Source organism: Bifidobacterium asteroides (assembly GCF_003202755.1).
Classification (GTDB): Bacteria; Actinomycetota; Actinomycetes; order Actinomycetales; family Bifidobacteriaceae; genus Bombiscardovia; species Bombiscardovia asteroides_F.
Genome location: NZ_QGLK01000001.1, coordinates 924,950 through 939,528 on the forward strand (window position 1 = coordinate 924,950; position 14,579 = coordinate 939,528).

The following is a 14,579-nucleotide window of genomic DNA, read 5'->3' on the forward strand; positions in this document are numbered from 1 at the left end:
GGACGGATGACGACATTCGACCACATAACCCCTCGACCTCATACCGGGGGGGCTTTTTCGTGTCAGGCTGGGCTCATGAGCATCAACATCACCCAGCCCCCGGCGCCGCCCATCCAGGCTCTGGCTCTGAATCGATCTGTTCGATCGAAGGGGCCAGCCCAAGGAATGGCCAAGTCTCTGGCACGACGGGATCGGCCTGTCTGGTCGTTTACACCGATTCAGGCCTTGACAGCCATCCTTATTCTGGTGGCGGCCCTGGCAGTCAGCTTGACTCTGCTGGCCCAACAGGGACGTGCCCTGGCTGCAGGAGTGGCCGTTGACGAATCCGGTGCCAGGTCATCGGCTCCGGCGAATAGTGATGTAAAGAGTGCTGCGCACCGAGGCAAGCCTGTCTCGGGAAACGAACACAGCCGTGGTACCCATGGTGAAGCAGGCAGCGGGCAGGCCGATCCTCCGGTCTCTGGCTCCTCCCAACCTGCCAAAAAGGCCGACAATGCCACTGCTGCTCCGGTCTCAAGTGCCTCCTCGGGGTCAGCCGATCAGGCGGGGCGCGTGAATCTGAACAGCGCCAGCCAGCAGGATCTGGAAAACGTCAAGGGGATCGGTCCGGTCAAGGCTGCAAAAATATTGGAACATCGACGAGCCATCGGCGGCCGCTACACTTCGGTAGACCAGCTCCTGGATGTCCCCGGCATCGGTGCCAAGACCCTGGCCCGCTTACGCCCATATTTGGTAGCGCAATGATGGTCGGTCATGCAGCGGTTCACGATGGGGTTCACGATGCAACTGATCGGGAGAACGGCAGCCGCAACCTTCGTATGCTCCCCGCCGCCTGTCTGGCTTGGGCGGTTGCCTTGCTGGTCCCATGGTTTTTGGATCGGAGCATGGGTGGATCAGCGGCAGGATCAGCCAAGGGCGGTGACTGGGCCAAATCGATGGGGGAATCCAAAGGCGACATGGCCGGTGGGAGTACAGCCGGTGGAGGCATGGGCATGGCGGTCTGGATGACGCCGCTCGTCCTGGCGCTTCCATTAATCCTTGCAACGCTCCTGCTTGCCATCAAATTCGTCTGCTTGGTCGTAACAGAGAACCCCGATTGCAGGAGTCAGGTATTTCGTCGGCCTCATCGCTTACGCAGACGGACCTATCTGCCCCGAGTATGTGTGCGTCGTGGAAACAAGAATCTTTGGGACAAAGGTCGTTGGAATGAAAACCATCTGAATACAACTTGTGGGAGCGCAGCGAATATCAAGGACGCCTTGGTGTCCACTTGGTTTGGTCCTCAAAAGCTGCCGACGCTGGCCGTATTGGCTGCCGTGGCTTTGGCTGCAGCATTGGCTGCCGCGGTCGGTCATGAGTCGGTGCGCAGCGGGCCGGCGTCCCGTCAGATCCGTCAGGGGAAGGCGATGGCTGAGGTTCGTGGCAAAGCTGTGGGACCTATGAGCGCATCCTCTCGAAGAGGCTGGGACTGTCAGGTGGAATTAAGGCTGCAATGGGTGACTGTGGCCGGAGTGCGCATGCCTTCCGATGAACGGATTGTGCTCTTCGCCCGCAGCCGGTCATGCCTGTTGCAGCAGGGTGGACAGTATCGCGCGCGAGGCCTCCTGGAACCCTCCACTTACGGACGCCCTATGCCTTGGCTGGCTGTGGAAGGCGGCCTGAAAGAGGTCAGACCGCCAGGACCTGGTAGACGATTAATCGCTCGTATGCAAAATGCCTTTCTCGAACAGGCCAGCAGGCTGGATGATCAGGGGCGGATCCTGGTGCCGGGGTTGACCATGGGCATCCTAGGCAACCAGGCTTTGCCCGGGTCGGGTGGGTCCCTAAGCAGACCGGCAGTGGAACCCGCCTATGCCGCCCGTCTGACCCAGGATTTCCGGGCATCAGGTATCTTTCATCTGATGGCGGTCTCCGGCGGGCACTTCATGATCCTGGCCTCGCTGTTGGTTTCGATCATGCGGTCCCTGCGCTCGCCGCCCCTGCTGATGGCCCTGGTTTTGTCTGCCGCCTACCTGGGCTTAGGCATGCTGATGGTCCCAGGGGATTCAGTCTTGCGAGCTCAGGCCATGGGGCTTCTTTCGGCGCTGGCCCTCGCTGCCTGCCGTCCTGCACAGTCCTTGAATACCTTGTCCTGGTGCGTGCTGCTGGTCCTGATCCTGCGGCCTTCCATGGCTTCAAGCTTCGGCTTCGCACTCTCCTGTGGTGCCGTGCTTGGCATAGGTCTGGGCAACCGGCGTTTGACTGCCCTCCTTGAAGACCATCTGCCGGCATTACTGGCACGTCCATTGGCCACGACCCTGTGCGCACAGGCCGGGACTCTGCCCGTGCAGGTGCTGATGAGTCCCGGACTGCCTCTGCTGGCCCCGCTGGCCAACCTGCTGGTCACTCCTGTGGTCGACGCTGCCACCGTGACCGGCCTGCTTGCATTGCTCACCTCCTGGCTCTGGCCCCCATTGGGGCTCTTGCTGGCCCGCTTGACCTCCCTGGGTACCGGGGTCATGGCTTTTGCCGCCACATGGCTGGGCGAGGCGGCTGCTCCGGCTGCCTGGCCCTCGGGGCCAGTCGGCAGCGCCTGTCTGCTTGGTCTGGGTCTCGTGGTCGTGATCGATCATCGGCTGGTTCGACTCATCCGTACCCGGAGGCGGGACAGTTCATGGTCAGCTGTGACAGACGAGGATTCAGGGGTTCCCTTTCGGCCATCGGCTTGGGGGTCAATCAAGGTCTGGCTACGGCAGACCTATGGCCTTCTGGCACAGTTGGTCTTCAAAAAACGACCGGGGTAATGTCCAGTGATAAAGGGAGATTTGAGTCATGACCAAAGCTCAGCAGGAGAACCCTTCCGTCCATCTGGTGGTCGGCGGCGATCCCTTCCTCAACGGGCAGCGCGTCAAGGAGCTGTGTGCACAGGCATGTGCCGCTCACCCGGACAGCGAATACATAGAAATGGACGCAGCAGACTGCGACGCTTATGCCTTTCAGGAGGCGGTCGGACCCTCTCTGCTCAGTCAGACGGCCGTGGTTCTTCTGGATGATCTGCAGGCGGCCGATGAGGCCTTGGCTCAGGCCCTGGTGGACTTCTGCCACGAGCCGGTAGATTCCGAATCCAGCATTGTCATCGCACGTCATGACGGGGGCAACCGGGGTCGCAGGCTTCTGGATCAGATGGAACGGGCCGGAGCAGTCATAGAGCGTATGCCGGATCTGAAGAAGTTCGATGACAAGGTTGATTTCGTTTATGGGCAATTCAAGGCCCATCAGCGTCGCATCCAGCCGCGGGCGGCCCAGCGTCTGGTGGATGTCCTGGGCGAGCGGACTCCGGAACTGGCATCCATGTGCTCCCAGCTCTGCTTCGATTTTGACCAGGACCCCATGACATTGGATATCGTCAACCGGTATTTGACCGATAACCCGGCTGTATCCGGATTCGCTGTGGCAGACAGGGCCCTTGCCGGTAGGCCGGCCCAAGCCGTCGTCGCCCTGCGTTCAGCTCTGGAACAGGGTAACGAACCGGTATCCCTTATCGGAGTACTGGCCCTGAAGCTGCGAACGCTGGGCAAGGAGGCGGCCATCGAATCTGGATCCATCACGACAGCCGAGGCCAAGGCCGCCTACTGGCAGTTGCGGGAGGCAAAACGACAGCTGCATGGATGGACATCCTCCGGCCTGGCGGCCTGCATCGAGGCCTTGGCCCAGGCTGATGAGGTCAGCAAAACCAGTAGCGGCGACGCCCGCTATGCTCTGGAACGGGCAGTTGAGCTGATCGCCGCCAAGGGAAGGACATTGGCATGAGCCTGCAGGACAGCGCCGGGCAGCGGGATGGATTTGGGCTGGCCGTGCCTACGGGCGAGGATATGCAACGTCTGGGCAGAAACCTGGCCTCGTGTCTGCAAGGCGGGGATGTGATCCTCCTGTCCGGACCTCTGGGGGCGGGCAAGACCACGCTGGCCCAGGGGCTGGGCAGCGGACTTGGAGTGGACGGTCCTGTGCTCTCGCCTACGTTCACCATTGCGAGAGAGCTGCATGGCCATCTGTCCGACGGCTCGCCGGTCACCCTGATCCACGTGGATGCCTATAGGCTGGGCGGACAGGACTATCTGCCTGGCGAGGATGCCGTGGATCGGCTCCTGGATGAGTTGGAGTCCCTTGGTCTTGACGAGGAGCTGGAGGATCCGGGCCAAAGCACCATCGTCCTGATGGAATGGGGTGAGCAGATGGCCTCGGCACTGGCCGATCAACGTCTGGAAGTGAGCATCGCCCGACCCGTGGATCCCATGGAAGATCCTGACGCGCCACCCAGCTCCCAGGGTCAGCGTATGGTACGTCTGCGTGGAGTGGGTCCGTCATGGGCCACCAGACTGGAGCAGATGAGAAAGGCGATGACGGCATGAGCGGGAGCGATACGCCCCTTTTGGTGATAGACACCTCATATGGCTCGACTGTGGGACTGCCCGGGCGGGAGCCGTGCATAGAGAGCGATTCGCGCTCGCATGTGGAACGTCTCCAGGTCAATATCGCCAAGGTCATGGACCAGGCTGGGCTGTCCGCAGAAGATTTGAGCACCATCGTGGTGGGACTGGGCCCTGCGCCTTTCACCGGTCTGCGGGCAGGCATCGTCACCGCCAAAGCCTTGGCGTTTGCCACGGGTGCCCATCTGTTGGGCCAGGACATTCTGGAGCCGCAGGCCCGCTATGCTTACAGCCGGTTCAAGCAGAAGGACCAAGACCACATCCGGCTTCTGGTCCTGGCTGTCAACGATGCTCGACGTCGGCAGCTTTACTACCGTCTCTTTGACGACTTTGGAGATGTGGAAGCCCCGGCCCGGCCGCTGACCGAAATGAGCATCGACTACCCAGCTGTTGTCTGTGAGAAAATCGCGGTTATTGCAGACGGACAGAAGTCTCTGGACCAGGGTCCTGTTGCTCTGGTTATTAGCGGCCATGGAGCTGGTCGCTACGCTGACCAGTGGGAGTGTCTTGATAATCGTTCTGATATACAGGTGATGCTGGACGAAGGATCCTTCCTGGAGGATGGGACACAGGGGACAAGCCTGATGGCTGCTTGTGCATGCCGGCGTGCCCAACAGGGGCTGATCGGCCCTGTGGAGCCGCTTTACCTTCGCAGGCCGGATGTCTCGGTACCCAATCCGCTCAAGCACGTAGCCGTCCAGTCATGATTCGCGCAGCGGCCTTGGGGGATCTGGACCAGCTTGTCAATCTGGAGACGCGCGTCTTCGGCGACCAGGCCTGGAGTCGGCAGGAGCTGCGATTTGAGTTGTCCGGACCTTCACACACATACCTGGTATGGGAAGACCAGAGTGCCATTTTGGGTTACGGAGGGTATTGGTCGGGCGAAAGGGATGCCGAGCTGATGACTATGGGAGTGCTACCGGAAGCCCGGAATCGGGGCATTGCGGGTTCTCTGTTGACCAAGTTGATCGCTTCAGCCGACTGTGAGGGGTTGCAGCGCATGAATCTGAAGGTCCGTGTAGACAACTCCGCTGCCATTGACCTCTACAAGGACTTCGGCTTCTCACAGACGGGTCTGCGTAAAGGCTATTATCAGCCCGAAGACGTGGATGCCTGGGCTATGACCAGGCCCTTAAGCTCGGTCGGACCGGGTCCGGTGGGCTTTGGCGGCAACAAGCTTTCAAAGGGACAGGAAAGGATCATTGACCATGAGTGAGCCTCTGGTGCTTGGCATCGAATCCACCTGTGACGAGACCGCGGCTGCCCTGGTTCAGGGCAACCGGCTGCTGTCCAACGTGGTGGCGTCCTCCATGAACGAGCATGCCCGCTATGGTGGTGTCATACCCGAGATCGCCTCGCGGGCACACGCTGAGTCCTTTGTGCCGGTCGTTTCCAAGGCCCTGAATGATGCAGATATGGACCTTTCCCAGATCGACGCGATAGCGGTCTCGGCTGGTCCTGGACTGGCTGGATGCCTGGCCGTAGGTGTTTCCGGTGCCAAGGCACTGGCCTGGGCGGCGAAAAAGCCCCTGTACGGTGTCAACCATGTCATCGGCCATATAGCTGTCACTCAGCTCCAATTCGGTCCCTTCCCACAGAATGCCCTGGCCCTGATCGTCTCCGGCGGCCACACTTCGCTGCTGCATGTGGATGACCTGGCGCGATCGGTCCAGGTGGTGGGTACTACTCTGGACGACGCGGCGGGGGAGTGCTTCGACAAGATTGCACGCCTGCTTGGCTTCCCCTATCCTGGCGGTCCCCACATAGATCGCCATGCCCGTCTGGGCGATCCTCACGCCATCGCTGTGCCCCAGGGGCTGACAAAGGGCCGGGCTGGAGCCGAGCATCCCTATGACTTCAGCTTCTCCGGGGTCAAGACCGCCGTGGCTCGATGGGTCGAACGCAGACAGCAGGCCGGGCTCGATATCCCCGTTGATAACGTCTGCGCCTCCTTGGCGGATTCCGTGGCCACCGTCCTATCCCGCAAGGCCATGGCCGCCTGTCGCAGGTTCTGCACGGATACCCTGATCGTCGGCGGCGGGTTCTCGGCCAACTCGCAGCTGCGCGGCAAGCTTCAGGAGTTCGGCGACCGGGAAGGCGTTAAGATCCGCATTCCGAAGATCAACCTGTGCACAGACAATGGTGCTATGGTGGCCATGCTAGGCGTCAATCTGGTCCAGGCTGGCCTGTCTCCCTCTGCTTCTGATTTCTCCATTGATTCGGCGATGCCTATGGACAGGATCCTGATGTAATCGACACGCCAAGTTGTCGGATACGAAGGTCCTGACTATAGTATGGTAATTGTGTTCAGCAAGAGTTGAACGGGACATTCCCGCATAGCTCAGTTGGCAGAGCGTTCGACTGTTAATCGAAATGTCGCTGGTTCAAGCCCAGCTGCGGGAGCTAATGGCCGCCGGTTAGCCGGCGGCTTTCCATATGTGGGCGTATTCGTGCTTTTGCAATGAACAGGATTGCCGTTATCATAGGCTAGCTTATTGGTTTCGATTAACTAGCTGATTGAAGATGGTCAGAAATCTGCCTTCCTGTGTTTTCTTAACCCTGGTCGTGGATAGTCGGCCTGGAGCTTTGTCTACGGACACAGCAGCCATAAAAACCAGCAAGTCCGATAGGCATCGTGTTGCTTTAGATGGTGTGTCGCACGTATTTTCAGGCCAATTAGAACAACGTTGTATGTATTGTGGATCATGCTCTTTCTTTTTGTTGTATAGTATACGAAGTGATGTGCAGGGTTGCACGAAGAAAAGCGAGGTAGATTATGACCCAACCGCATATTTCCTAGTGAAAACAACGTTGTACTCAAAGCGTAAGACCCTGCACTACTTAAAGTAAAGAGAAGGCAGGGGAAAGGAGACCAGATCCATGGAAGAACCGCAACAATCAAAGCCTGGGAAGGCGCGATTGATTCTAGACACGGGGACAAGGTCCATTCCCATCAACGACCGCGTTTTTGGCTCTTTTGTCGAACATTTGGGTCGTGGCATCTATACCGGCATCTATGAACCGAACCATCCGACTGCAAACAAGGCGGGATTCAGACAGGATGTCATTGATTTGGTAAAGGAGCTTGGCGTCACTGCCATCCGCTATCCCGGTGGGAATTTTGTTTCCGGCTATCGTTGGGAGGATGGTGTCGGGCCGCGCTCTGAACGCCCTAAGCGTATCGATTTGGCTTGGCATTCGGGCGAGAGCAACGAATTCGGTCTTCATGAGATGGCGGATTGGCTGGATGAATTAGGCGGCAAAGAACTCATGGAAGCTGTCAATCTTGGTACACGGGGTATTCAAGAGGCGCTTGATCTACTCGAATACGCCAATATTCCTTCTGGCACGGCCTTGTCCGACATGCGTCGACGCAATGGCCGCGAGCAGCCTTTCGGAATTCGAATGTGGTGCCTAGGCAATGAAATGGACGGGACTTGGCAGGTCGGTCACAAGACTGCCCACGAATATGCCAGGCTGGTTACTCAGACTGCAACGGCCATGCGTATGATCGACCCGGATCTGGAGTTGGTAGCCTGTGGCTCCTCTTCGCACAGTATGCCTACCTTTGGTGAATGGGAACGGACTGTACTGGAGGAAGCCTACGATCAAATCGACTTCATTTCCTGCCATGCTTATTATGAGCCGCATAATCGCGATATGGCCAGTTTCTTGGCTTCTGGCGTCGATATGGATGGGTTCATCCGCGATGTGGCTTCGGTCATAGCTGCGGTTCGAGGCAGACTCAAGAGCAAGCATCAGGTTTATATATCTTTCGATGAATGGAATGTCTGGTATCAGGATGCAGAACCGAGTAAGCCTCCAGTAGGCATAGGCAACTGGCCTCAAGGTTCCAGACTTTTGGAAGATATTTATTCGGTTGCGGATGCAGTGGTGTTTGGCGATCTGCTGATCACCTTGCTCAGGAATGTCAATATCGTTCATTCTGCCAGCCTGGCTCAGCTGGTCAATGTCATTGCGCCAATTATGACAGAACCCGGTGGCCCTGCTTGGAGACAAACCATCTTCTTCCCCTTTGCCTTGACTGCCAAATACGCCAAGGGCGGCAGTGTGCTGGTATCTCAGGAAGATGCTGATTCATGCGAAACTAGTCAATACGGCGAAGTGCCGATGACGGACTCTGTGGTGGTCAGAGGAGCCGATGGCTCACTGACTATTTTCGTTGTCAACCGCAGTCTTGATCGGAGCGTGGAGTATCGTTCCGACGTTTCTGGACTCTATAAAGCCGGGAAAGTGGTTGTTCAGAGCATCCATGACAAGGATGTTGCTGCTCGCAATACGCTTGGAGATCCCAAGCGCGTTGGTTTGCAGACGCGTAAGGACTTTACCTTTGAGAACGGCAAACTTGGCATCATACTTCCCCCGGTTTCATGGACGTCTATCCACATAGATTGATAATTAAAAATTGTTGGTTTCCACATATATTCAAAGGAGAAATAATGAGGAGAACTGTGAGAATCATTGCAGCGGCACTCTCGGGAGTCTTGGCGATTTCCATGGCTGCCTGTGGCGGCGGCGGAGGAGCCAAGAATGAAAGTCAGGCTGAGCACAGCGATAAAACCGCGAATGCCAATGCTCAGTGCCAGAACAAGGTCAAGAAGCCGAATGCTCAAAAGGTCACCGTATGGGCCTGGTACCCGGCCATTCAGAAGGTAGTTGACGACTACAACGAGAACCATGACGACATTCAGGTTTGCTGGACGAATGCTGGTCAGGGGGGTCCTGAGTACACCAAATTCAATAATGCAATAAAGGCCAAGTCCGGCGGCCCTGACATCATCCAGCTCGAGTATGAAGCAATGCCGCAATTCGTTGCGGGGGCCCAGAAGCATCTGGTCGACCTCAGCAAGTACGGCATGAATGACCACAAGCAGGAGTACACGGAAGGTGCCTGGAAGAGCGTGAGCATGGGCGGCGGCAACTCCGTCTATGGCGTTCCTGTCGATCTTGGTCCCTTCGTCATGTATGTGCGGCAGGACATTTTCGATAAGTACCACGTCAAGGTTCCTACTACTTGGGAGGAATTTGAGCAGGCAGGCAAGGATCTGAAAGCTGCCGGTTTCGACGGATTCCTGAGCGATTGGGCTCCTAACGGCACTGCTGTCAATCCTGCGCTCTTCGCTCAGGCTGGAGAGAAGGTATACAAGTATTCATCAAAGACGCCTGACAAGGTAGGCATCAAGTTGAATACCCCAGGTGTACAGAAGGTTCTTGAGTACTGGCAAAACCTGGTCAAGGAGGGGCTGGTCGACACCACGGACTCAAACACGACCGACTGGAACAACAATATGATTGCTGGCAAGTATGCGGCCTATGTTCAGGCTTCCTGGCTGACTGGCTACATCAAGGGTTTGGATAACTCCTCAGGTGGTAATTTCAGGATCTATAAGGCGCCGGTTTGGGATGACTCCACGCCTCAGGTCAACCAGGGAGGATCAGCTTGGGCTGTGACTGATCAGGCCAAAGACACCAAAGCAGCGGCCAGCGTTGCTCACGATCTGTTCGATTCGGATACAGCACAGCATATTGGTGTCACCGATGGCGGATTGTTCCCGTCCTGGAAGAAGCAGCTTGCATCTGACGCTTTCAAGAACATGCAAGAGCCATTCTTGGGCAACCAGAAGTCCAATGAAGTCACCATTCCTGTGGCAGACGCTTGGAAGGGCGACGAGTTCCTGCCCTTCCAGACTTATGCCTATGACGAACAGACCAAGTCTTTCTCCGCAATTGTCAAGAAAGGTGATGATTGCAAGGAGACCTTGAAGGCTCTTGAAACCAAGCTGAACAATTATGCAAAGCAGCAAGGTTTCACCGTAGAGTGACTGCTCATTTAATTGGAGGGATGTCGTTATCGGTATCCCTCCTTTTTAGGAGGTTCTGAAATGGCTTCGAACGCAATAGGCAAGCCCAGAAAGACGAAATCCAATGTCGGCAGCAGTCATAGAGGGATGTGGGGCTGGTTCTTCACTGCTCCTTTTGGGGTCATCTTTCTGCTGTTTCTTGTGATACCGCTGGCTTATGCATTCTATGTATCATTGTTCACTTACACACAGGTCAAAGGGGAGTCCTTCTCGGGGTTCGCCAATTATCAGCGCGTTTTTACTGACTCGATATTCCTGGTCGGCATGGGCCGCGTTATTCTTTACACCGTTGTCATGGTTCCCATCCAGCTGGGACTGGCGCTGATATTCGCTCTGCTCCTAGACTCCTTTAAGAACAAGTTTGCCTCAGTTTCCCGGCTGGTTATCTTTTTGCCTTATGCAATACCTGGTGTCATCGGTGCGTTGATGTGGGGATTTATGTACTCCAAGAATATGGGCCCGTTTACTACGATATTCGGGCTGTTTGGAATGCAGACCCCCGGATTCCTCACTGCTAACGGCATCTTCGGTTCATTGGTCAATGTCGTGACTTGGCAATGGACGGGTTACTACATGGTGATTTTGTATTCGGCCTTGCAGTCCATTCCGCATGAACTCTATGAGTCGGCCAGAATAGACGGGGCATCAGAACTGAAGATTGCTACAAGGATCAAAGTGCCAATGGTCTCAGGATCATTGGTCATGGTGACTATCTTCTCGCTTATCGGCACCCTGCAGTTCTATACTGAACCCACCATTCTGCGTAATCAGGCGCCGACGGTCATACCGCCGGAGTATACGCCCAATATGTACGCGCAAGCTCTCGCTTTCAATTACAACCAGACCAACTACTCCGCCACAGTTTCATTTGCGCTGGGACTGGTCGTGGTGATATTCAGCGTTTTGTTCATGAGACTGACTCGCAATCAGTCTGGATTGGAGGACTGACATGTCAGCCACAAGAACAAGCGGTGTTCGCAGAAGCGCCAAACGTATTCAGGGGAATACCAGCGTTTTCGTTTATGTAGTACTGATATTGGCCATGGTCTACTTCCTTTTGCCTGTATGGTGGTTGATCGTCGCTTCCACAAAGTCAAATTCGGGATTGTTCTTCGGCGCCCATGGCTCTATGTGGTTCGATAAGGATTTCGACCTTTGGAAGAACATCAGTCAGCTTACGACCTATCAGGATGGTATTTACTGGCGTTGGATTTTCAACTCCTTCCTTTACGCTCTTGTAGGAGGGTTCGGCGCCACAGTAGTGGCGGTTATGGCTGGATATGGTTTCTCCAAGTTCAGATTCCGTGGGCGAAATCTGTACTTCAACATCGTTCTCGGTGCTTTGATGATCCCATCGACAGCCTTGGTGATACCGACGTTCCTGCTAATGTCTGACATTGGTATGACCAACACCATTTGGGCCGTGCTCCTGCCGTCCCTGCTTAATCCAATGGGTGTTTACTTGATGAGAATCTACTGCATGCAATCCCTACCCGATGAAATGATTGAGGCGGCTCGAGTTGATGGGGCTGGTGAGCTGAGAACCTTTACACAAGTTTCTCTGCCGATTATGACCCCAGCAATTACTACAGTCTTTCTGCTTTCCGTTGTCGGTGCTTGGAACAACTTCTTCCTGCCTCAGGTAGTTCTCACTAATCCAAAACTATTCCCGATTACGGTTGGACTGACACAGTGGCAGACAAAATCCCAGGCCGGAGCAGCATCAGAACAGATCTGGAATCTGGTGACTTCAGGCGCCTTCATTTCCATTATTCCCATGGTTCTGGCTTTCCTCTTCCTGCAAAGGTACTGGGTAGGAGGATTGACGGCTGGATCAGTCAAATCATGATCCAAGGAAGGACTTGGTATTCAGACTATATGTTCTTGTTGAGATAAACTGAAAACAAAAATATTGTCGCATATTCCGGATTCGCATGATTCCACAATGTGGAGTTGTGCGGATTCGGAATATGTGTAACTGCCGATTGGTAAGGGGCTCTATTGACATCCAGAGTGACTATCAAGGATGTAGCCAGGCATTCTGGTGTTTCCATTAAAACAGTGTCCAACGTCATCAATGGCACTGGCAGCATGCGTGATTCCACCAGGAAACGTGTGCAGGAGTCCATTCGTGAACTTGGATATATGGTCAATGTATCGGCCCGTTCATTGAAAACAGGCGCCACTAAACTGATAGGTTTGGCAATTTTCGATTTTTCACAGCCATTTGCCCCTTACTTGGCAGATAAAGTCATAGACATATCGCGAAAACATGGATATGGAACAGTAATCAGCACTTACGGATCGGATGGATCAGGTCTGCCTGTCATCATGGATGAAATCACCAAACTATCAGCAGATGGGTGGCTGCTTTTTTCAGATCAACCTTTAAAAAACAAGGGCATCATCCTCGATCAGCCATATCCGATCGTTCTGGCAGGTGATTACGAATCCTATGATCGGGTTGATTGGGTGACCATGCCTAATACGAGAGCTATTCGGTATGTTACAGGCAGACTGCTCGATATGGGATGCCGTCATATAGCCGTATTTGGCGCACCGGAAAAAGCAAAGACACGCAATGAATATATGTGTGCCACTGAAGGGACGCAGGAGCTGCGGATAAGAGGCTATATCGAGGCCTTCGAAGAGCGAGGACTATCCGTAGATTGGCGGATGCTTCTACCCAAGGATTGGATGGAAGGAGTCAGTGGCGTACAAGTTGTGACGCAAATGTTGTCCAAAGGAATACGCCCGGATGCAATCATCTGTCTGACGGATGCCATGGCTCTGGGCACATTGCATGGCTTGCAGAACGAGGGAATACGCATTCCTGAAGACATCCAGGTTGTGGGTTTCGATGATGTACCTGAGTCGTCCTACTCGACTCCATCGCTAACCACCATAGATCCAAGCCTGAATGACTACGTTGAGCATGCAATTGATATGTTGATTGAGCGCATCAATGGGTACAAGGGCAAGCCGAGGACCTTTGTGACTGATTTTCAGCTCGTAGAGCGTGATTCAACCCTGACTTTTCCAAAAGACAAAAGACTGTAGCAGCAACTCCAACAAGTCAAGCCGAGGCGGCTGAATCCTTCGATGTAACTCGAATAATTCTCAGAAACGAAATTATCTGTTGAAGCAGCTTCTGGTGAGTTCGGTTTGAGCCTGATCTTCTATCCAGCTGACTGATCTTAGATTTTCAATTCTTTCTGGTAGTCTAGCAGAAGTTTCTTTTTTACATATCTACGCTAGATGCGGTAAAAGTAAAGGTATATCTGCATTCAATATCGATTAACGTGGCCGTATGCACCTTGCCTGAAAGGATTTACGGTTTACATAATACAAGATCAGTCAGCACTTTTAATAAGTCATTTTCCACCAAACTTGGCATTTTTGCATGGGTAATTGTCTTTTGGTTTCTTGACAGACGTGCTGTGGACGACGGCATGTTCGACCACATGTCCCTGCTCGATTCCCGAGGTTTCGGCATCTAGTCCATCATGATGGTGGAGGCCCAATCCGGGTATCCACGATGACGGAATGAAGGTGCGATTATGGCCTGTGCGCGTGACCATAAGAACAAGGGCAGAAGGCGCGTTACCGGCCGGATGCCCATCATGCCTTCCGGCTGTCGGCCCCCTTGGTTTCCGAGGACACTGCTGGTGTTGACGCTGGCGCTGGTCCTGTCGGCTGCAGGGCCTACAGCAACCGTCACGGCTCAGCCTGCGCCGACCCTGCCTTCGGCTGCAGCCCCGGCGCAGAACGGTCAAGTTACCCCAACAACCGCAGCCTGCCGCCGGGGCTGGCTGTGGCCTCTTGAACCTCTCCCGAAAGATAAGGCCGCCCCGCAGGTAATGCGCCTCTACGATCCACCGGATCGTCCATGGCTGAGCGGTCATCGTGGTATAGATCTGACAACGAAGCAAGGCAGACGAATCCGTGCTCCGGCAGACGGCATCATCGCTTACGCAGGTTCCGTAGCAGGCAAGGACGTGGTCTCCATTCGTCACGGCAACCTGACCTCCACTTATGAGCCCGCTCAGAGCTCTTTGCCGACGGGAACCCGGCTGCAAGCCGGCACAGTCTGGGGAAAGGTAGAAGGGATTTCCGACCACTGTGCTCAGGAGTGTCTGCACTGGGGACTGAAAGACGATCAAGGCCGTTATCTGGATCCCGGCGCCAGGGTCGGATGGCATCGCATTCGTCTCAAGCCTTTGTAGGAATG

The 14,579-nt window shown here is 55.1% G+C and carries 13 protein-coding genes and 1 tRNA gene; all 14 read left to right on the forward strand.

Going from position 1 to position 14,579, the window contains the following annotated elements:
• Positions 1–75 precede the first annotated feature (75 nt).
• Positions 76–744: a ComEA family DNA-binding protein gene (locus DKK74_RS03435; RefSeq protein WP_181414891.1), complete on the forward strand. Its 669-nt coding sequence runs from the start codon at positions 76–78 to the stop codon at positions 742–744.
• Positions 741–2,783, forward strand: coding sequence for a ComEC/Rec2 family competence protein (locus DKK74_RS03440; RefSeq protein ID WP_110412742.1), 2,043 nt, complete (start codon positions 741–743; stop codon positions 2,781–2,783). Before DKK74_RS03435 ends, DKK74_RS03440 begins: the two co-directional genes overlap by 4 nt.
• A 28-nt stretch (positions 2,784–2,811) precedes the next feature.
• Positions 2,812–3,789, forward strand: a complete 978-nt coding sequence (gene holA, locus DKK74_RS03445; protein ID WP_110412743.1) for a DNA polymerase III subunit delta — start codon at positions 2,812–2,814, stop codon at positions 3,787–3,789.
• Positions 3,786–4,388, forward strand: coding sequence for a tRNA (adenosine(37)-N6)-threonylcarbamoyltransferase complex ATPase subunit type 1 TsaE (gene tsaE, locus DKK74_RS03450; protein WP_110412744.1), 603 nt, complete (start codon positions 3,786–3,788; stop codon positions 4,386–4,388). Before holA ends, tsaE begins: the two co-directional genes overlap by 4 nt.
• Positions 4,385–5,173 (forward strand): tRNA (adenosine(37)-N6)-threonylcarbamoyltransferase complex dimerization subunit type 1 TsaB, encoded by a 789-nt coding sequence (tsaB, locus tag DKK74_RS03455; RefSeq protein WP_110412745.1) that lies wholly within the window; start codon positions 4,385–4,387, stop codon positions 5,171–5,173. The genes tsaE and tsaB overlap by 4 nt, the downstream gene beginning before the upstream one ends.
• Positions 5,170–5,682 (forward strand): ribosomal protein S18-alanine N-acetyltransferase, encoded by a 513-nt coding sequence (gene rimI, locus DKK74_RS03460; RefSeq protein WP_181414892.1) that lies wholly within the window; start codon positions 5,170–5,172, stop codon positions 5,680–5,682. Before tsaB ends, rimI begins: the two co-directional genes overlap by 4 nt.
• Positions 5,675–6,718, forward strand: coding sequence for a tRNA (adenosine(37)-N6)-threonylcarbamoyltransferase complex transferase subunit TsaD (gene tsaD / locus DKK74_RS03465; RefSeq protein WP_110412747.1), 1,044 nt, complete (start codon positions 5,675–5,677; stop codon positions 6,716–6,718). Before rimI ends, tsaD begins: the two co-directional genes overlap by 8 nt.
• A 78-nt stretch (positions 6,719–6,796) precedes the next feature.
• Positions 6,797–6,869: transfer RNA gene (locus tag DKK74_RS03470), tRNA-Asn, on the forward strand.
• A gap of 477 nt (positions 6,870–7,346) precedes the next feature.
• Positions 7,347–8,882 carry an arabinosylfuranosidase ArfA gene (gene arfA / locus DKK74_RS03475; protein ID WP_110412748.1) on the forward strand — a complete coding sequence of 512 codons (1,536 nt, stop codon included), beginning with the start codon at positions 7,347–7,349 and terminating at the stop codon, positions 8,880–8,882.
• A gap of 56 nt (positions 8,883–8,938) precedes the next feature.
• The gene (locus DKK74_RS03480) at positions 8,939–10,309 is read left to right on the forward strand and encodes an ABC transporter substrate-binding protein (protein WP_258334427.1); all 1,371 of its coding nucleotides are present in this window, start codon (positions 8,939–8,941) and stop codon (positions 10,307–10,309) included.
• Between the two features lie 60 nt (positions 10,310–10,369).
• Positions 10,370–11,296 carry a carbohydrate ABC transporter permease gene (locus DKK74_RS03485; protein ID WP_110412750.1) on the forward strand — a complete coding sequence of 309 codons (927 nt, stop codon included), beginning with the start codon at positions 10,370–10,372 and terminating at the stop codon, positions 11,294–11,296.
• A 1-nt stretch (position 11,297) separates the two neighbouring features.
• Entirely contained in the window at positions 11,298–12,197 is a 900-nt protein-coding gene (locus tag DKK74_RS03490) for a carbohydrate ABC transporter permease (RefSeq protein WP_110412751.1), read from the forward strand.
• 152 nt (positions 12,198–12,349) lie between these two features.
• Entirely contained in the window at positions 12,350–13,408 is a 1,059-nt protein-coding gene (locus tag DKK74_RS03495) for a LacI family DNA-binding transcriptional regulator (protein WP_110412752.1), read from the forward strand.
• Between the two features lie 608 nt (positions 13,409–14,016).
• Complete coding sequence (locus tag DKK74_RS03500; protein ID WP_258334429.1) at positions 14,017–14,574, forward strand: M23 family metallopeptidase; 558 nt, start codon at positions 14,017–14,019, stop codon at positions 14,572–14,574.
• Positions 14,575–14,579: the final 5 nt, after the last annotated feature.

Coding starts and splice junctions, on each gene's coding strand:
- DKK74_RS03435 (WP_181414891.1), top strand. CDS start 76: ATGAGCATCAACATCACCCAGCCCCCGGCGCCGCCCATCCAGGCTCTG.
- arfA (WP_110412748.1), top strand. CDS start 7,347: ATGGAAGAACCGCAACAATCAAAGCCTGGGAAGGCGCGATTGATTCTA.
- tsaB (WP_110412745.1), top strand. CDS start 4,385: ATGAGCGGGAGCGATACGCCCCTTTTGGTGATAGACACCTCATATGGC.
- holA (WP_110412743.1), top strand. CDS start 2,812: ATGACCAAAGCTCAGCAGGAGAACCCTTCCGTCCATCTGGTGGTCGGC.
- DKK74_RS03485 (WP_110412750.1), top strand. CDS start 10,370: ATGGCTTCGAACGCAATAGGCAAGCCCAGAAAGACGAAATCCAATGTC.
- rimI (WP_181414892.1), top strand. CDS start 5,170: ATGATTCGCGCAGCGGCCTTGGGGGATCTGGACCAGCTTGTCAATCTG.
- tsaD (WP_110412747.1), top strand. CDS start 5,675: ATGAGTGAGCCTCTGGTGCTTGGCATCGAATCCACCTGTGACGAGACC.
- DKK74_RS03440 (WP_110412742.1), top strand. CDS start 741: ATGATGGTCGGTCATGCAGCGGTTCACGATGGGGTTCACGATGCAACT.
- tsaE (WP_110412744.1), top strand. CDS start 3,786: ATGAGCCTGCAGGACAGCGCCGGGCAGCGGGATGGATTTGGGCTGGCC.
- DKK74_RS03490 (WP_110412751.1), top strand. CDS start 11,298: ATGTCAGCCACAAGAACAAGCGGTGTTCGCAGAAGCGCCAAACGTATT.